The following is a 19104-nucleotide window of genomic DNA, read 5'->3' on the forward strand; positions in this document are numbered from 1 at the left end:
CGAAGTTAGGGGGCGGGTGGGGAGGATCACAGCGGGATGTTCCCATGCTTCTTGGCAGGGAGGCTGGCGCGCTTGTCCCGCAGGGCGCGCAGTCCCTTGATGATCTGGATGCGGGTATCAGAGGGGGCGATGACGGCGTCCACATAGCCCAGCTCTGCCGCCTGGTAGGGGTTGAGGAGTTCTTCCTCGTACTGCTGGATGACTTGGGCGCGGCGGGCTTCAACGTCGCCGCCGTCCTCGGCCACGGCTGCGAGGTCGCGCCGGTAGAGGATGTTCACCGCACCCTGCGCACCCATGACGCCGATCTGCGCCGTGGGCCACGCCAGGTTCAGGTCGGCGCCGAGCTTCTTGGAGCCCATCACGATGTAGGCGCCGCCGTAGGCCTTGCGGGTGATCACGGTGAGCTTGGGCACGGTGGCCTCGGCGTAGGCGTACAGGAGCTTGGCGCCGCGGCGAATGATGCCCTGGAACTCCTGGTCCTTCCCGGGAAGGAAGCCGGGGACGTCCACCAGGGTGATGATGGGGATGTTGAAGGCATCGCAGTGGCGCACAAAGCGGGCAGCTTTTTCCGATGCCGCGATGTCCAGGGTGCCGGCGAACTGAAGTGGCTGGTTGGCCACGATGCCCACCGTGTGGCCTTCCACCCGGCCGTAGCCGATCATCACGTTGGGGGCGTACAGGGCCTGCATCTCCAGGAAGTGCCCGTCGTCAACGATCTGCTCGACGACGGTGCGCATGTCGTAGGGCTGGTTGGCGGAATCCGGAACCAGCGTGTCCAGGGCGAGGTCGTCGTCGTCCATCTCCAGCTCCTGCTGGTGCCCCAGGACGGGCGCCTCGGACAGGTTGTTGGACGGCAGGAAGTCCAGCAGTTCGCGCACGAACTCGATGGCGTCGGTTTCATCCGAAGCGAGGTAGGTGGACGTTCCGGTGGTGGCATTGTGCTGCCGGGCCCCGCCCAGGGTTTCCATGTCCACGTCCTCGCCGGTGACGGTCTTGATGACGTCCGGGCCGGTGATGAACATGTGCGAGGTCTTGTCCACCATCACCACGTAGTCGGTGAGGGCGGGGGAGTACGCCGCGCCGCCGGCGGACGGGCCCATGATGAGCGAGATCTGCGGCACCACCCCGCTGGCGTGGACGTTGTTCCGGAAGATGTCCGCGAACATGGCCAGGGAGGCCACACCCTCCTGGATGCGGGCGCCGCCGCCGTCAAGGATCCCGACGACGGGGCAGCCGTTGCGGAGGGCGAACTCCTGGACCTTGACGATCTTCTCGCCGTTGACCTGGCTCAGCGATCCGCCGTAGACGGTGAAGTCCTGGCTGTAGACCGCTACGAGGCGGCCGTCCACGGTTCCGTAGCCGGAGACCAAACCGTCGCCCAGGGGCTTCTTCTTTTCCATGCCGAAGGCAGTGGACCGGTGCACGGCCAGGGCGTCGAACTCCACAAAGGAATCCTCGTCCAGCAGCAGGCCAATGCGCTCGCGGGCCGTGTTCTTGCCGCGGGCATGCTGCTTTTCAATGGCTTCGGGGCCGGAGGGCTGTTCGGCGCGCGCCTGGCGGTCGCGGAAATCGGCAATCTTTCCCGCTGTCGTTGTCAGATCGTGGCTCATCAAGTGTCTCCGGCTCTGTAGCAGGTCAGTTCTGTTGGCTGGCGGCCCGTTCTGTCCGGAGCTTTAAGTCAGCATCCGCACAAAAGACCAACCCTGCTGGCAAGTCTAGTGACGCTGTGGACGCCAACAGCTGTAGGGAACCTACAATTTTCTGCCGTCCCAGCAACTTCTCCTCAATGTTACTCGCCGGTAACTTAGTTGGGCTACAGTGTTCCCATGACTTCAAGCGACGATGCTTTGCATGCCCCCGAAAGCCCGTACCGGGCCGCCGGTTCCTTGGCGGGCCGGACCATCCTGCTGTCCGGCGGCAGCCGCGGAATCGGCCTGGCCATCGCAAGGAGGGCGGCCCGGGATGGCGCCAACATTGTGCTCCTTGCCAAGACGGGGGAGCCGCACCCCAAACTGGCCGGCACGGTCTACACCGCAGCCGCGGAGCTGGTGGCGGCGGGCGGCCAGGCACTGCCCCTGGTGGGGGACGTGCGCCGGGACGAGGACGTAGCCGGCGCCGTGGCTGCAGCCGTGGAGCGGTTCGGCGGCATCGACGCCGTCATCAACAACGCCTCCGCGATCGACCTCTCCACCACGGACGCCGTGGACATGAAAAAGTACGACCTCATGCAGGACATCAACGTCCGAGGCACCTTCCTGCTGTCCAAGCTGGCGCTCACGGCGCTTCGCGCCTGCGGGCAGGGACAGATCCTCACGCTCTCGCCGCCGCTGAACCTCCACCCCTCCTGGGCGGGAAAGCACCTGGCCTACACCATGGCCAAATACGGGATGAGCCTGACCACCCTGGGCCTTGCCGAGGAACTGAAAGCTGACGGAATTCGGGTCAACTCCTTGTGGCCGTGCACCCTGATCGACACGGCCGCCATCCGGAACATGCCCCACGGGGAAACCATGGTGCTGGCCGCGCGGGGCCCGCAGATCATGGCCGACGCCGCCCACGCCGTCCTGACCGGAAGCAACCTCGGTGCCGGCGCGCCGCCGTCGGGCAACTTCTACACAGACGAGCAGGTCCTCGCCGCCGCGGGCGTGACGGACTTCCGCCCCTACAGCCTGGGTGCGCCGGAAGACCCGCTGGTCCGGGACATCTTCCTGTAGCGGGCCTTCCTGCCGTGCCCGGGGCCCGTTCCAGCACTGCAGTTGGCTGGGTGGGACCGGGCCCGGCTCGGTAGGATCTAGCTATGGATGACGCACACGCACCCGGCACCCCCCTGAACCGAGGGGACCTGGCAGACCAGCGTTTCCTCTCCGCCACGGGGATACCCCGGATCGACGTAGTGGACTCCACCGGCTCCACCAACGCCGACCTCCTGCGCAGCGTCACGGTGGAGCCTGCGGCATGGCCGGACCTCTCCGTCCTGACAGCGGAGTACCAAACGGCTGCAAGGGGTCGGCTGGACAGGCGCTGGGAAGCGCCCCCGCTGAGCTCAGTGTCTGTCTCCGTGGTGCTGCGACCGGTCAATGCGGACGGCAGGCCCCTGCCCACCCAGAGCTACTCCTGGCTGTCCCTCATCGCGGCACTGGCGCTGCGCGAAACGCTGCTGGAAACGGCAGGCATTCCGGCCGAGCTCAAATGGCCCAACGACGTCCTGGTGCGCGGCAGGAAAATCGCCGGCATCCTGGCCCAGCTCGGTCCCATGGTGGACGGCAGCGTGCCCCCTGTCATCCTGGGGACCGGCCTGAACGTCACCCTGCGCGAAAGCGAACTTCCGGTCCCCACCGCCACCTCCGTGGCCATCGAAGGTGCCGGCACCACTGACCGCACCGCGCTGCTGAAGAGCTACCTGTCCCACTTCGCGGTCCTGTACCGCAGTTTCTGCAATGCCGACGGCGACCCCACGGCAGGCATGGCGGGTGGGCCATCGCTGCACAAAAGGGTTGAGGCCGTGATGGTCACCCTTGGAAAGCAGGTGCGCGCGCAGCTGCCCGGCGACCACGAGATCATTGGGCATGCGTCCCGGCTGGACGACTACGGCTCCCTGCTGGTGGTGGACCGCGACTCGCACGAGCACGTGGTGACGGCCGGCGACGTTGTGCACCTGCGGCCCTGGACATCGCCGGATGCACCAAACCAGGGCGGTTATGCGTAAAACCCTCGTTCCAGGGGAGCAGGTCATCGTCACTACCCGTCCGCAGCCGCGGAAGCTCGCCGGGGCCGCCGTGGCCTTTGTTCTGGCGCCGGCATTTGCAGCCTTCGCCAGCGCCTGGGTAGTCCGCGGCGGCGCAGCCCGCCTGGCGCCCGCCCTTGGCCGCCAGTGGACGCCCTGGCTGGTGACCGCCTGCGTCCTCGCGGGGGCAGCTGTGTGGCTGGGCTACTGCCTGCCCCGCCTGCTGCGCTGGCAGGGCACCCGCTACACCTTGACCAGCCAGCGGATGGTGGCCCGGTACGGCCTGTTGAACCGGCGGGACCAGCAGGTGAACCTGGCGTCGGTGCGTAACCTGACAGTCCACGAATCGCTGCTGCAGCGACTGGTGCGCTCGGGGAATATATCCTTGGAAACCGGGCACCAGGGCATGGTGACCTTTCGCGACGTGCCCGAGGTTGCCCGGTTCCGCGACTTTATCCTCGACGCCATCGGGGAACTGCCGGACGACAGCGGGGCCCAGCCGGGTGGCGCGACGTATTACCCCGCCGGTGCTTTTCCGGAGGACATGAGAGAAGGTGGACGGGATGACCGATGAGGACCAGCAGGAACGTGTCGAGAGCATCGCAACCGGCACCGCCGCCTTCGATCCCGCGGACTCCCCAGCTTCCGGCCTGGAGCCCGCCGCGGCGCTGCCCGCCGCGGACCGGCACCCGCCCACCGGCGCCATGTCTGCCGAGCGACTGGCCATGAAGGCCCTCGAATCCCGCCTCCTGGGCGGGGAACGGAAGCTCCGCCGTCGTGAGGTTGCCGCCGGTGCCGGTCTCTCACTGCTCTCAGCCCGCAAACTCTGGCGAGCCCTGGGATTCCCGAACTTCGGCGATGAGGACGTAGCCTTCACCGAACGCGACCAGGCGGCCCTGTCCACAGTGGTGGACCTGGTCCGCGCCGGCAAGCTCACGGAGGAGGCAGCCATCTCCGTGACCCGCTCCATCGGGCAGATGACGGACCGCATGGTGGTCTGGCAGATCGAGGCCCTGGTGGAGGATATGGTCCATGAGCAGGGCGTCACGGACGCCGTGGCCCGCAAGCGCCTGGTCAACGAACTTCCCGCGCTGGTGGACGCGCTCGAGGAAGTCCTGGTGTACTCCTGGCGCCGCCAGCTCAACGCCGGCGTCCAGCGGCTGGCCGTCCGCGCCGAGGCCGGGCTGCAGGCCAGCGAGGAAGGACGGGAAGGGGACGAGGACGACGCTCCGCTGCCCCTGGCCCGTGCCGTGGGTTTCGCGGACCTGGTCTCCTACACCAGTCTGTCCCGCCGGATGAACGAAAAAACACTTGCCCGGCTGGTCCAGCGCTTCGAAAACAAGTGCGCCGAAATCATCTCCGTAGGCGGCGGCAGGCTGGTCAAGACGGTTGGCGATGAAGTCCTCTACATCGCAGAAACCCCGGCAGCCGGGGCCGAGATTTCGCTGGCGCTTGCCGAAGCCTTCACCGAAGACGAAATCCTTCCCGAAGCCCGGGTGGCAATGGTCTGGGGGAGGATCCTGTCCCGCCTGGGCGACATCTACGGTCCCACGGTCAACCTGGCAGCCCGCCTGACCACCCTTGCCGATCCCGGCACGGTGCTGGTGGACTCCATGACCGCTTCCGCCCTGGAACACGACGAGCGGTTCGTCATGATTCCCCAAGACCCGGAAAACGTGCGCGGCTTCGGCGAAATCAACCCCGTCCGCCTCACCCGCGGCCGGGGCAAGGGGCTGGTCCTGGACTAGGACCCAGGGGCGGCCAACCGCTGCACCCGTGATTGCCGCCACCCGCAATGGTTTATCCACTTGTTGGTGAATTAGCGGTACTGTTGTGATGCCCGGTTTCTGCGGAAACCGGCCGCCGGCCATGAGCCAGAAAATCTGGGGAGATTCAAAGAATGAAACGTCGCGGACAAACGCGCGCCCAAAGCCCTGCTTCCGGCGCGGGCCGGTGGCGGCGCCTGCCGCGCTCACGGTGGTTCACCGGTACTGCGTTTGGTGCTGTGGTGGCGGTGGTGGTGACGGGTGCTGTGTTGTATCCGGGGTTTAAGACCACTGAGGTGGAGTTGAATGACGGTGGCGTGTGGGTGGTGTCGAAGTCGAAGAATGCTGTGGGGCGGTTGAATTATCCGTCGCGGGTGCTTGATGGTGCGGTGACTCCGGCGTCGTCGACGTTTGATGTGTTGCAGCATGCCGGTGAGGTGTTTGTTGATGATGAGACTGGTTCGACGTTGAATCAGGTGTCGGCGGCGAATATGCGTTTGGGTGGGGATAGGCAGTTGCCGGGGGCGGCTGATGTGAGTTTTGGTGCGCGGACGTTGTCGGTGACGGATGCTGCGTCGGGGAAGGTGTGGGCGGTGTCGCCGTCCACGGTGAATGGTTTTGATAAGGAAGCGTCGGAGCCGGTGTTGGTGGGTTCGGCGGGGATTGTCTCTGTGGTGGGTTCTGATGACCGGATTTATTCGGCGGATCCGAAGACCGGTGTTGTGTCGGTGACGGGGGTGGATGCCAGCGGTGGGGTGACTGGTTCGGAGTCGGAGACCTGGGATGGGTTGAAGGGTGCCGGGGATTTGCAGATGACGGTGGTGGGGGACCGGCCGGTGGTGTTGGATGCTGCGGCGGGGAATTTGTTTTTGCCTGGTGGTAAGCGGTTGGCGTTGGAGAACGCGCGGGATGCGAAGTTGCAGCAGGCCGGGCCGGGCAGTGATGTTGTTGCCATCTCCACGCGGAAGGCGTTGTTGAAGCAGCCGTTGGATGGTGGTACGGCCAAGACGGTAACGTTCGATGGCGAGGGTGTTCCGGCTGCTCCGGTGCAGTTGGGTGGGTGTGTGCATGCGGCGTGGTCGGGTGCGAACAAGTATGTCCGGGATTGCGTCAATGATGGTGACGATAAGAAGGTTGACGTGCCCAAGGCGAGTGCGTCGCCGTCGTATGTTTTCCGGGTGAACCGGGACTTGGTGGTCCTGAATGATGTGAACTCGGGGAATGTGTGGTTGGTGAACCAGAACATGCAGCTGGTCAACAACTGGGACGACGTCATCCCACCCAAGGAAACCTCCGACGACGCCGACAAGGACTCCGCCGACGAAGTCCAGCAGACTGTATTGCCGGACCGCACCAAGCCCAACAGCGCCCCCGTTGCCAAACCGGACCAGTTCGGCATCCGCGCCGGGAAAACCACCATCCTGCCGGTCCTGGACAATGACTCAGACCCCGATGGCGACGTGCTCACCGTCCGGACCCCGGAAGGCGTCAAGACCGGCGCCGTTTCGCCCATCTACGGCTCCACCGGCCTGCAAGTCGCCGTGCCCGCCGATAAAACCGGCAGCGAAACTTTCAAGTACACAGTCGATGACGGCCGCGGCCTCTCCGCGACTGCCGACATCACCCTCAACATCATCCCGCCCGGCACCAACACCCCGCCACGGCAAAAGCCCAACCGGAACACCACGCTGGTGGTCCAGTCAGGCAAGTCCGTCACCCAGAACATCCTTCCGGACTGGATGGACCCCGACGGCGATGACCTCTTCGCCGTCTCCGTCTCCAGCAGCGACCCCCTGGACCAGGCCCGCATCCGCCCCGATGGTCAGCTGACCTTCCAGGATTCCGGTGCCGCCCCGGGCCGCAAGGTCCTCACCGTGTCAGTCTCGGACGGACAGTCCACCGCGGAAGGCAAGGTCACCGTGGACGTCAGGAGCCCCGGCGCCCTGCCGCCGATCGCCAACGCCGACCATGTGGTGGCCGTTGCCGGCACCGATACCGTCATCACTCCGCTCAAGAACGATTCGGACCCCCAAGGCGGGACGTTGAGGCTGGCGCAGGCCACACCGGACGCCGAGTCCACGGCCACCCTCAACCCGGACCAGCAGACCTTCACCTTCAACTCCCGCACGCTCGGCGCGCACTACGTCAGTTACCTGGTGACCAACGGCCCGGCCAGCGCCCAACAGCTGGTGCGCGTGGATGTGGTGCCAGGCACCGACGAAGGCGCGCCCGTTGCTGTCCGCGACACCGCGCTGCTCCCCACGGGCGGCGACGTCCTGGTGGACGTCCTGGGCAACGACTCCGATCCCTCGGGCGGCGTGCTGGTGGTGCAGTCCGTGACCGCCGACGCCGGCCTGCCGGTGAGCGTCGCGGTGCTGGACCACTCGGTGGTGAGGATTACGGACATCCGTGCCGAAGGCCAGCTGACGGTCCGGTACACCGTGTCCAATGGCCGCTCATCCGCCACCGGCGAGATCGCTGTGCTGATGGTCCCTGCCCCGGCCAAGCTCCAGGCACCCCAAGCGAAGCCGGATGAAGCCACGGTCCGGACGAACGACGTCGTCACCATCCCCGTCCTGGCCAACGACACCGATCCCAACGGCTCCAAGCTCACCCTCCTTCCCGACCTCGCCCAGCAGCCTGACGCCGCCGACGGCCGCATGTTCGTCGCGGGCGACCAGCTCCGGTTCCTCGCCGGGCCCGAGGCGAAAACGGTCTACGCCATCTACAAGGTGCACAACGAATCCGGGCAGGTGGATTCCCAGCAGGTGACCATCCGCATCCGCGCCCGGGATGATGACCGGAACACCCGGCCCGAGCCACGAAACCTGACCGCACGCGTGGTGGCCGGAATGACCGTCAAGGTGCCCGTGCCCCTGGACGGCATCGACGCCGACGGCGACTCCGTCCAGCTCATCGGCATCGACAAGGCACCCGCCATGGGAACCGCCGTGGTGCGCGACGGCTACCTTGAATTCACGGCCGCCGGTGACGCCGCCGGCACCGACAGCTTCACCTACCGGGTCCGCGACCGGATCGGCGCCGAAAACACCGGCACGGTCATTGTGGGTGTCGCCCCGCCGGAGGCCAACAACCAGAAACCCATCGCGGTGGACGACGCCGTGGATATCCGTCCCGGCCGCAAGGTGGCCGTGGAGGCTTTGGCTAACGACTCCGACCCCGACGGCGATCCGCTCAGCCTGGTCTCCGACGGATTCGAGGCCAGGCCTGAGCTGCAGGTGGAGGCAACGGACGGCGCCAAAGTTCTCTTTACGGCGCCCGGCACCGCAGGCAACGAAAGCATCAGCTACCGCATCCAGGACGACAAGAAGGCCTCAGCCAGTGCCGTGATCCGGGTCCATATCAGCCCCGACGCCGAACTCAAGCGGCCCGTGGCCAAGGATGACCGGGTGACGGTGGCCGAGACCCTTGGAAAGACCGCGGTTGACGTGCCGGTCCTGAAGAACGACTCCGACGCCGACGGTGTGGCTTCGGACCTGAAGATCAGCCTTCCCGATGGGAACCCCAATGCACGCGTGGGCGACTCAGGCAACGTGGTGGTGACGCTGACCCCGCAGGACCAGCTGATTCCCTACACGGTCACGGACGTGGACGGCCTGACGTCCACTGCCTTGATGTGGATCCCCGGCCAGGGAGCGCAGTACCCCACCCTGGCCAAAACGGAACCGGTGGAAGTCATGTCCGGCAAGGACATCACCCTGGACCTGTCCGAATACGTCCGCGTCCGCAACGGCCGCACCGCCCGCGTGACGGTGGCCGACTCCGTACGTGTCCAGGGCGGATCGCCGGAGGGTGTCATCCAGTCCGACGGCAAGGCCCTGCGGTATGCCGCCAAAGCGGACTACGTGGGGCCGGGTTCCATCACCTTCGAGGTGACGGACGGTTCCGGACCGGACGACGGCGATGGCCTGAAATCCATGCTGGTCATCATGACCAAGGTGATCCCGGACCCCAACGCCAACCATCCGCCCACGTTCAGCGGCACCTCCATTGACGTTCCCAAGGCTGAACAGGCGACGGTTGACCTGGCCGGACTGGCCAAGGACGTGGATGAGCGGGACAAGGACAACCTGCGCTTCGAACTGGACGGGACGCTTCCGGCCGGCTTCAAGGCAAAGGTCGACGGCGCCACCCTCGCCATCACGGCCGACAGTTCCCTTGGCATCGGCGTCACTGGAAACATCCAGGTGAAGGTCACCGACGGCAGGTCTCCCGCCGTCGCTGCCACCATCACCGCGCGCCACGTCGCCTCCAACCGGCCCCTGCCGGTAGCCAACGACGATGCGGTGGACAAGGCCAACGCGGGCAAGGCAGAACGCGTGAACGTCCTGGCCAACGACTTCAACCCCTTCCCGGACACGCCCCTCCGGGTTGTCGCCGCCACCGTGGAGACGGGTTCCGCAGCGGGCCAGCCGGTGGTAGCGGGAGACACCATCGCCGTAACCCCTGCCGACGGGTACAAGGGCGTCATGGTGGTCCGCTACACCGTGGCGGACAAGACGGGAGACCTGTCCCGCCAGGTGGACGGCCGCCTGCGGCTCACCGTCCGCGACAAGCCCGACGCGCCCTCGGCCCCGAGCGCCACCGATGTCCGCAGCCGGACCGCCGTCCTCAAGTGGGCGCCGCCCTCGGACAACGGTGCGCCCATCACGGGATACACCGTCCGCTCGAACAACGGCTTCGAGCAGAAGTGCCCCACCACCACCTGCACCTTGAGCGGGCTCACCAACAACGTGAAGTACGTGTTTACGGTGCTGGCCACCAACGAGGTGGGGGACTCCCAGGCATCTCCACAGTCCAACGAGATCCGCCCGGACGAAAAGCCGTCACCGCCCGAAGCACCCACCGTCAAGGCTGGCGACAAGACGATGGCCATCACCTGGCCGGCCGCGAAAACCGAGGGCTCACCGGTGAAGCACTACAACCTGGAGATTTCGCCGCCGCCTGCCAGCGGCGTCGCGGTCAAGAACGAGGTGGCCGGGCTGAACTACACCTGGACCGGCCTCACCAACGGGGTCAAGTACAAGGTGCGTGCCCAGGCCGTCAACGAGCTTGGACCGTCAGACTGGGGTACGTATTCGGCGGAGGACAACCCGGCCGGCGTGCCGGCGGCACCTGCCGCACCCTCGTCCGCCGTCGCATCCTCCGTGGGAAGCCAGAACCAGCTCAGGGTCACTTGGGCCGAACCCAACACCAATGGCGACCCCATCAGCACGTACTACGTCACCATGAGCGGCGGCAACGCCCCGGACCAGACGCAGGCGGTGCCCGGCAATGTCCGCACCGCGAACTTCACCGCCAACAACTCCGAATCCGCCTATACCTTCACAGTGCAGGCCGAAAACAAGGCCGGCAAGGGCGCCGCCAGCCCGCCTTCGGCGCCGCGGCGTGCCACCGGAAAGCTCGGCACGGTCTCCGGGGTCACTGCGACACCGGCCAACACCGGCGGGGGAGGACGGGCAGTGACGGTGGACTTCCGCAAACTGACGGCGGCAGAACGCAATGGCTCCGCTGAGAATGAAGTCAGCTACACCTACAACGCCAGCAACGGTGCCCGCGGCCCCATCACCCCCGGCCAGACCATCGGGGGATTCAGTAACGGCGCCGCCGTCAGCATCACCGTCATTGCCAACTCCACGGTGGCCCCCAGCTCTGACGGCAGCACCCCCGCCACTGCCACGCCGTACGGATCCCCGGGCACCCCCTCGGCGTCCGGCCAAAACGGCGGCGTGAACCAAAAGTCGGCCACCCTGAACTGGTCCTCACCGTCCACCAGCACCAACGACGTGGCGCAAACCAAGATCAGGATCAACAACGGGGGCTGGGAAAACGTTGCACCGTCCGGCAGCAGGACGGTCAACACGGCAAACTTCGGTGACACCGTCACCATCGCCGTCCAAACCTTCAACTCCTTGGGTACCGGCAGCGCAGTGGTCACGGCCAGCGCCAACGCTGGTAAGCAGGGACTGTGGGAAACCCGGATCAAGACCTCCGACCCCAACTTCGTACGGAGCTGTACGTTCACCCTGGGTGGCTCGAACTACCGGCCAAATCCCTACTTCGACTGTGACGGCGTCAACGCGGACAGCCCTCCATGGTTCTACAAGACGGACCAGGACCGCATCATGGTGGCGTGCTACATCGACCAGAGTGACAACTGGTCCGGCAATGGCATCGTCCGCTGGTGGCGGGTTGAATCAGGTTCCGCCCGCAACGTTGGCCGCTACGTCATCGCCGGACACACCACGCTCGCAGACCCCGCCGCGCTCGGAGCACCACATTGCTGACGCGGACAGTCCCGGTAAGGGGGCAGTTGTCCCCATCGCGGGGCTTGCGGGGGTTCGGTAGGCTGACCCCGGGGAAAGCAAGCCTGCTGCCTGTCCTGCCACCAGGCCGCCATCTGGCTACACAATCTGAGGGAAAAGTAACGCTGTGACAACTCTGCTGGGGAAGCTTGGGCTGAAAAAGCGACACAAAAAAACCGTCACCGGTACTGCGTTTGGTGCTGTGGTGGCGGTGGTGGTGACGGGTGCTGTGTTGTATCCGGGGTTTAAGACCACTGAGGTGGAGTTGAATGACGGTGGCGTGTGGGTGGTGTCGAAGTCGAAGAATGCTGTGGGGCGGTTGAATTATCCGTCGCGGGTGCTTGATGGTGCGGTGACTCCGGCGTCGTCGACGTTTGATGTGTTGCAGCATGCCGGTGAGGTGTTTGTTGATGATGAGACTGGTTCGACGTTGAATCAGGTGTCGGCGGCGAATATGCGTTTGGGTGGGGATAGGCAGTTGCCGGGGGCGGCTGATGTGAGTTTTGGTGCGCGGACGTTGTCGGTGACGGATGCTGCGTCGGGGAAGGTGTGGGCGGTGTCGCCGTCCACGGTGAATGGTTTTGATAAGGAAGCGTCGGAGCCGGTGTTGGTGGGTTCGGCGGGGATTGTCTCTGTGGTGGGTTCTGATGACCGGATTTATTCGGCGGATCCGAAGACCGGTGTTGTGTCGGTGACGGGGGTGGATGCCAGCGGTGGGGTGACTGGTTCGGAGTCGGAGACCTGGGATGGGTTGAAGGGTGCCGGGGATTTGCAGATGACGGTGGTGGGGGACCGGCCGGTGGTGTTGGATGCTGCGGCGGGGAATTTGTTTTTGCCTGGTGGTAAGCGGTTGGCGTTGGAGAACGCGCGGGATGCGAAGTTGCAGCAGGCCGGGCCAGGCAGTGATGTTGTTGCCATCTCCACGCGGAAGGCGTTGTTGAAGCAGCCGTTGGATGGTGGTACGGCGAAGACGGTAACGTTCGATGGCGAGGGTGTTCCGGCTGCTCCGGTGCAGTTGGGTGGGTGTGTGCATGCGGCGTGGTCGGGTGCGAACAAGTATGTCCGGGATTGCGTCAATGATGGTGACGATAAGAAGGTTGACGTGCCCAAGGCGAGTGCGTCGCCGTCGTATGTTTTCCGGGTGAACCGGGACTTGGTGGTCCTGAATGATGTGAACTCGGGGAATGTGTGGTTGGTGAACCAGAACATGCAGCTGGTCAACAACTGGGACGACGTCATCCCACCCAAAAACCAGTCCGACGACCAGGACCAGGAATCGGCGGACAACAACACCATCAACATCCTGCCGGACCGGACCAAACCCAACCGGCCGCCGGAAACCAAGCCCGACGCCGTCGGCGTCCGCCCGGGCCGCACCACCATCCTCAGCGTCCTGGACAACGACTCCGACCCCGACGGCGACGTCCTGACCGCGGCCGTGGGGGACTCCGGACCCAAGTCAGGCACCCTGGAAAACATCTACGGCGGAACGGCGTTCCAGATCACCGTGCCGGCCGACGCCAAACCAGGCACTGAGACGTTCAACTACAGTGCCTCCGACGGCCGCGGCCTGTCCGCCACCGGCCAGGTCACGCTCAGCGTGGTGGGACCCGATGAAAACAAACCGCCGAAGTTCAAGCGCGGCGAAGACACCACCATGCTGGTGGAACAGGGCAAGACCGTCAGCCAGAACATCCTCACCGACTGGATCGACCCCGACGGCGACGATCTGGTCCTGCTGGACGCGAAGGCGGACAACGACCAGGACCAGGTCAAGGTCCGGCGGGACGGCCTGCTCACCTTCCAGGACTCCGGCGCAACCGCCGGCAAGAAAAACGTCCAGGTCACCATCTGGGACGGCCGCGCCACCGTCACCGGCAAGGTGGTGGTCAACGTGAAGCCGCCCGGGGCCCTGGCGCCCGTGGTCAACGCCGACCACGTCACCGCCGTCGTGGGCCAGGACCTGGTCATCTCCCCGCTGAAGAACGACGTCGATCCCAACGGAGGCGCCCTCCGCCTGGCGCAGGTGGAAGCCAACGGCCCCGCTGAACTCGGCCCCGTCACGGACGGCGGGACCTTCACCTTCCGCAGCACCACCCCGGGCCCGGTCTACCTGACCTACATTGCCAGCAACGGGCCGCAGAGCAGCCAGGGCCTCATCCGCGTCGACGTCGAATCCGGCAACGACGGCGGCGATCCCGTGGCAGTCCATGACGTGGCCCTGATGCCCACCGGCGGAAGCGTGCTGCTGGACCCCCTGGCCAACGACTCCGACCCCTCAGGCGGTGTCCTGGTGCTGCAGTCCGTGAAACTTCCGGACAACGCCACGGTATCCGTCAGCGTGATCAACCACAGCGTCCTGCGGATCACGGACATCCTGGGGACCAAGGACCCCATCCTGTTCGAATACACCATGTCAAACGGCAGGAAGTCGGCCACCGGCAGTGTTTCCGTGGTGCCGGTCCCGGCGCCCGCGGTGGTGGAAGCCCCGCAGCCCAAGCCTGACGAGGTGAATGTCCGCGTCAATGACGTGGTCACCATCCCCGTCCTGGACAACGACACCCACCCGCAGGGGCAGGAACTGACTGTGGACCCCGTCCTGCCGCAGGCCGTGGACCCGGCGGACGGAAAGAGCTTCGTCTCCGAGAACACGCTCCGCTTCATCGCGGGCAGCCAGCCCAAGACCGTGCGCGCCATCTACAACGCGGTGGATCCGCAGGGCCAGAAGAGCGCCGCCGCCGTGACCATCCACATCCTTCCACTGGAAGGGGCTGAGAACTCCCGGCCGCAGCCGCGGAACCTCACCGCCCGCGTGGTGGCTGCCGGTACCGTCCGCATTCCGGTTCCCCTGGACGGCATCGATCCCGACGGGGACTCCGTGCAGCTGACCGGCATCGACAGCACCCCAGCCATGGGAACCGCCACGGTGGGCAGCAACTTCATCGACTTCACCGCTGCCGGGGACGGCGCCGGTACCGATACCTTCCGCTACAAAGTGGTGGACCGCCAGGGCGCCGTCAACACGGGAACCGTTACCGTGGGCATCGCGCCCCGCGGTGAGATGAACCAGAAGCCCACCCCGGTGGACGACGAGGTCCGGGTGCGCCCCGGCCGCCAGATAGCCGTCGACGCGACCGCCAATGACACCGATCCCGACGGCGACCGCATCCGCATCCTTACCGACGGAATCGAGGCCGACCCGGCACTGCAGGCCACCGTCAGCAGGAACAGCGGCCGCATCATCCTCCTGGCCCCTAACGAGGCCGGGACCGTCAATGTGCGCTACACGATCGCCGACGACCGGGACGCCGCGGCGCAGGCCACCATCCGCCTTGTGGTCGACAACGACGTGCCGCTGAAGGCGCCGATCGCCCGTGATGACAGGGTGACGTCCGCCCAGGCCATGGGCAAGACCGCCGTGGACGTGCCAGTCCTCAAGAACGATGAGGACCCCGACGGCGTGGGCGAAAACCTGAAGATCAGCACCGAGGCCACCACCGCCCGACCCGGCGGCAACGGCAACGTGCTGGTGGACCTCACCGAACAGCCCCAGCTCATCCCGTACACCGTGGAAGACGTGGACGGCCAGCAGTCCACGGCCATCATCTGGGTTCCCGGCCTGGGCCAGCAGGTTCCCACCCTGGCCAAGGACGAGGTCCTTGAAGTGGTGGCCGGCCAGTCCGTCGACGTCGACCTGAAGGAGTGGGTCAAGGTAAGGGAAGGCCGGTCGCCCCGGCTGACCCAGGTGGACAGGATCAAGCTCATTGGTGCCGACGGCGGGAACCCGGTCACGGGTGACGGTACGGGCCTGAAGTACACGGCAGGGGCCGACTATGTGGGTCCCGGATCGCTCACCTTCGAAGTGACCGACGGTACCGGACCGGATGATCCCGCCGGGCTGAAGTCAACGCTCAGCATCCGCACCAAGGTCCTCCCGGATCCCAACAAGAACAACCCGCCCGAACTGCTCGGCGCCAACGTGGATGTTCCCAAGGGCGACTCCGCCAGCACGGATCTGGGCAAGCTCACCTCCGATCCGGACCAGGACGACGTCGAGAAGATGAAGTACCAGCTGGTGGGAGACTCTCCCGGCGGGTTCAACGCACGCATCGAAGGCAGGACGCTGAAGGTTTCGGCGGCAGATTCCACGGCAACCGGGACCCGCGCCGCGGTGCAGGTCAAGGCAACCGATCCCCGCGGACTTGAAGCCACGGCCACGTACCAGCTCTCGGTAACTGCCTCCAACCGGCCCAAGCCGGTGGCCAACGACGACGTTGAAGCCAATGCCGCCGCCGGCAAACCGGTCACGGTCAACGTCCTGGCGAACGACGCGAACCCGTTCCCGGAAACCCCGCTGAAGATCATTGCCGCCAATACCGAAACCGGCAGCGGCAACGTGGGCGTCAACGGTGACTCGATCACGGTTACGCCTGCGCCCGGATTCACCGGCACCCTGGTGGTGGCCTACACCGTGGAGGACAAGACACAGGACAGCTCCCGGCATGCCACGGCACGGGTCCGGCTGACGGTCAAGGACAAGCCGGCGTCACCGGCCACTCCGCAGGCGCAGAGCGTGGGCGACCAAACCGCCCTGCTCACCTGGTCCGCACCGGCGGACCGGGGTTCACCCATCACCAAGTACACCGTCTACGGGGAGGGCGGCTTCCGGCAGGACTGCCCGGCCAACACCTGCACCCTGAACGGCCTGACCAACAACACCACCTATCACTTCCAGGTGACGGCCACCAACGAGTTCGGTGATTCCGACCGGTCGCCCGCGTCCGCCGATGTCCGCCCGGACGTCAAGCCGGATACCCCGCAGGCGCCGTCGCTGAAGTTCGGCGACAAGCAACTGTCGGTCAACTGGGCCGCTCCGGCCAGCAAGGGTTCGCCCGTAAAGTCCTACGACCTGGAAATCTCGCCGGCACCCGCCGGGCAGAACGCCCAGATCCAGGGGCTGACGTCCGTCAGTTACGTCTGGAAGGGCCTGCAGAACGGCGTGTCCTACAAGGTCCGGGTCCTGGCACGGAACGACGCCAAGGACCCGTCCGAGTGGAGCCCGTATTCGGCGGCAGAAGTACCGGCCGGCGTCCCCGCGACTCCTGCCGCGCCGAGCGTGGCCCAGGCAACGCCGGTGGGTTCGCAAAGCCAGCTGCGCGTGGTGTGGTCGGCGCCCAACAGCAACGGTGATGCAGTCTCGTCCTACACCCTGACCACGCTTCGCGGCGGTGCGCCGGTTTCCAGCCAGCAGGTTGCCGCCACCTCGCAGAACGTCACCGTGGATAACTCGGAAACGAACTACACCTTCACGGTGTCGGCGACCAACAAAGCCGGAACCAGTGCCACCAGCGCCCAGTCCGCACCCATCCGTGCCGCCGGCAAGCCGGGCCAGGTCAACGCTGGCACCGTGAAGGAGAACGGGACCAGCGGCCAGCTCGACGTCACGTTCACGCCCCTGACCGATGCCCAGCGCAACGGCTCCACCGCGTCCGAGATTGCCTACTCCTACAATGCCGACGGCAAGACCGGCGCCATCAAGGCCGGGGGCGGAACCATCGGCGGCATGACCAATGGCCGGGACATCACCGTGACCATCATCGCCACGTCCACCAAGAACAACATGTCCGGAGACGCCAAGGCCGTTGGCACAGGTAACCCCTACGGTCCGGCCAACGCCCCGAGCGTGAATGGCACCACGTCAGCCAAGGGGGATGGCCAGGTGCACTGGACCTGGAACGACCCGGCTACGAACGGCCGGCCCCTCAGCTACTACGAGGTGAGCATGGACGGCGGCGGCTGGCAGAACGTGGGCAAGGCAAACAAATTCGATGCCGGTGCCGGCGGATGGAGCCAGAGCCACAAACTGCGGGTCCGTGCTTACACCGTCACCAACGGAGCAATTGGCGGCCCAGCAACGTCGACTTCCGGCCCAGACAACACCCCACCGCCGCCCACGGACTGGAATGTCACGGCCAGTCCGGTGCGCAGCTGCACCGAACCCCGCAAGGGAACGGACAGCTTCGTCGACGGCAACCCGTCCCAGTGCACCGGTGGCGGCAAGTGGCTTGACGCCGGCGCCTACTCGCGGGCTGACCGCTACCAGGTCTGGTACAAGACTTCCAACAACCCCAGTGGCATCTGGTACCACCTGAGCGATGGCATGGCCTCTGGCAACTGGCTGCGCTGCGACACCTCAAACGTGGGCTGCAACCCGCCGGCCGGCATGCCAAACCGTTAGCAGGGAACACTGCACAGCAATGCGGGGTCCGCCCGGGCCCGCACAGAATTCGACCCAGTAGAAGGAAACAACTTTTATGACAATGACCATTGAGCAGGCCGAGTGGTTTGCCGGCACGTTCGAAAAGCTGGTTGCCAACGTGGGGCAGGCGGTGCTGGGCAAGGAACACGTCATCCGGCTGACCTTCACCGCCATGCTGGCCGAGGGCCACGTCCTGTTCGAGGACGCACCCGGAACGGGCAAGACCTCCCTGGCCAGGGCCCTGGCTGCCACCGTGCAGGGCTCCAACAACCGCATCCAGTTCACCCCGGACCTGCTTCCCTCCGACGTGACGGGCGTGACGATCTACGACCAGAAGACGCAGAAGTTCGAGTTCCACAAGGGACCGATCTTCAACAACATCGTCCTGGCCGATGAGATCAACCGTGCCTCGCCCAAGACCCAGTCGGCACTGCTGGAGGTCATGGAGGAATCCCGGGTCACCGTGGACGGCGTCACCTACTCCGCGGGCCGGCCGTTCATGGTGATGGCCACCCAGAACCCGATCGAGCAGGCAGGCACCTACCGCCTGCCCGAGGCCCAGCTGGACCGCTTCCTGATCAAGACCTCCATCGGATACCCGGACCACGCCTCCACCGTCCGGCTCCTGGGCGGGACCAACCTGAAGGACCGGTCCAAGGATCTGACTCCCGTGATCACCACCCAGGCGGTGGCGGACATGGCCGATCTCGCCGCCACGGCACACGTTGACACCGCCGTGCTTGAATACATTTCCCGGCTGTGCGAGGAGACCCGGAACGCGCCGGAGACCCGGCTGGGTGTCTCCGTCCGCGGCGCCCTGGCCATGGTGCGGGCCGCCAAGGTCTGGGCTGCCTCGCAGGGACGGAACTTCGTCCTGCCGGATGACATCAAGGAACTGGCTCCCGTGGTGTGGACCCACCGGTTCGTCATGGACCCCGAAGCAGAGTTCTCCGGCGCCACCGCAGAAGCCGTGCTGACCAGGATTCTGGCCGACGTCGCAGCCCCGCAGCAGCGCACCAACGTCTGAAC

10 protein-coding genes are annotated in these 19104 nt (G+C 65.9%); 7 read left to right on the top strand and 3 right to left on the bottom strand.

The features are described from left to right. Positions 1 to 26: 26 nt before the first annotated feature. Entirely contained in the window at positions 27 to 1610 is a 1584-nt protein-coding gene (locus ACTAQI_RS01805) for an acyl-CoA carboxylase subunit beta (protein ID WP_457949165.1), read from the bottom strand. A 216-nt stretch (positions 1611 to 1826) separates the two neighbouring features. On the opposite strand from ACTAQI_RS01805, the gene ACTAQI_RS01810 reads away from it, so the two are divergent. From ACTAQI_RS01810 to ACTAQI_RS01825, 4 genes are all read left to right on the top strand, one after another. Continuing rightward, positions 1827 to 2714 carry an SDR family oxidoreductase gene (locus ACTAQI_RS01810; RefSeq protein ID WP_457949166.1) on the top strand — a complete coding sequence of 296 codons (888 nt, stop codon included), beginning with the start codon at positions 1827 to 1829 and terminating at the stop codon, positions 2712 to 2714. A gap of 83 nt (positions 2715 to 2797) precedes the next feature. After that, positions 2798 to 3706, top strand: coding sequence for a biotin--[acetyl-CoA-carboxylase] ligase (locus tag ACTAQI_RS01815; RefSeq protein ID WP_457949168.1), 909 nt, complete (start codon positions 2798 to 2800; stop codon positions 3704 to 3706). Continuing rightward, positions 3699 to 4298 (top strand): PH domain-containing protein, encoded by a 600-nt coding sequence (locus tag ACTAQI_RS01820; RefSeq protein ID WP_457949170.1) that lies wholly within the window; start codon positions 3699 to 3701, stop codon positions 4296 to 4298. Before ACTAQI_RS01815 ends, ACTAQI_RS01820 begins: the two co-directional genes overlap by 8 nt. Beyond that, positions 4288 to 5472 (top strand): adenylate/guanylate cyclase domain-containing protein, encoded by a 1185-nt coding sequence (locus tag ACTAQI_RS01825; protein WP_457949171.1) that lies wholly within the window; start codon positions 4288 to 4290, stop codon positions 5470 to 5472. Before ACTAQI_RS01820 ends, ACTAQI_RS01825 begins: the two co-directional genes overlap by 11 nt. 712 nt (positions 5473 to 6184) lie before the next feature. On the opposite strand, the gene ACTAQI_RS01830 is transcribed toward ACTAQI_RS01825, so the two are convergent. After that, on the bottom strand, positions 6185 to 6496 hold the full coding sequence (locus ACTAQI_RS01830; protein WP_457949172.1) for a hypothetical protein: 312 nt from the start codon (positions 6494 to 6496) through the stop codon (positions 6185 to 6187). A 133-nt stretch (positions 6497 to 6629) separates the two neighbouring features. Here ACTAQI_RS01830 and ACTAQI_RS01835 point away from each other — a divergent pair, with 133 nt between their 5' ends. Continuing rightward, entirely contained in the window at positions 6630 to 11798 is a 5169-nt protein-coding gene (locus ACTAQI_RS01835) for an Ig-like domain-containing protein (protein ID WP_457949173.1), read from the top strand. A gap of 675 nt (positions 11799 to 12473) precedes the next feature. Here ACTAQI_RS01835 and ACTAQI_RS01840 read toward each other — a convergent pair. Continuing rightward, on the bottom strand, positions 12474 to 12734 hold the full coding sequence (locus tag ACTAQI_RS01840) for a hypothetical protein (protein WP_457949174.1): 261 nt from the start codon (positions 12732 to 12734) through the stop codon (positions 12474 to 12476). 184 nt (positions 12735 to 12918) lie between these two features. On the opposite strand from ACTAQI_RS01840, the gene ACTAQI_RS01845 reads away from it, so the two are divergent. Then, positions 12919 to 18054, top strand: coding sequence for an Ig-like domain-containing protein (locus ACTAQI_RS01845; protein ID WP_457949175.1), 5136 nt, complete (start codon positions 12919 to 12921; stop codon positions 18052 to 18054). A 76-nt stretch (positions 18055 to 18130) separates the two neighbouring features. Next, on the top strand, positions 18131 to 19102 hold the full coding sequence (locus tag ACTAQI_RS01850) for an AAA family ATPase (RefSeq protein WP_457949176.1): 972 nt from the start codon (positions 18131 to 18133) through the stop codon (positions 19100 to 19102). The last annotated feature ends 2 nt before the right edge of the window (positions 19103 to 19104 follow it).

This window comes from Pseudarthrobacter sp. alpha12b, assembly GCF_054130495.1.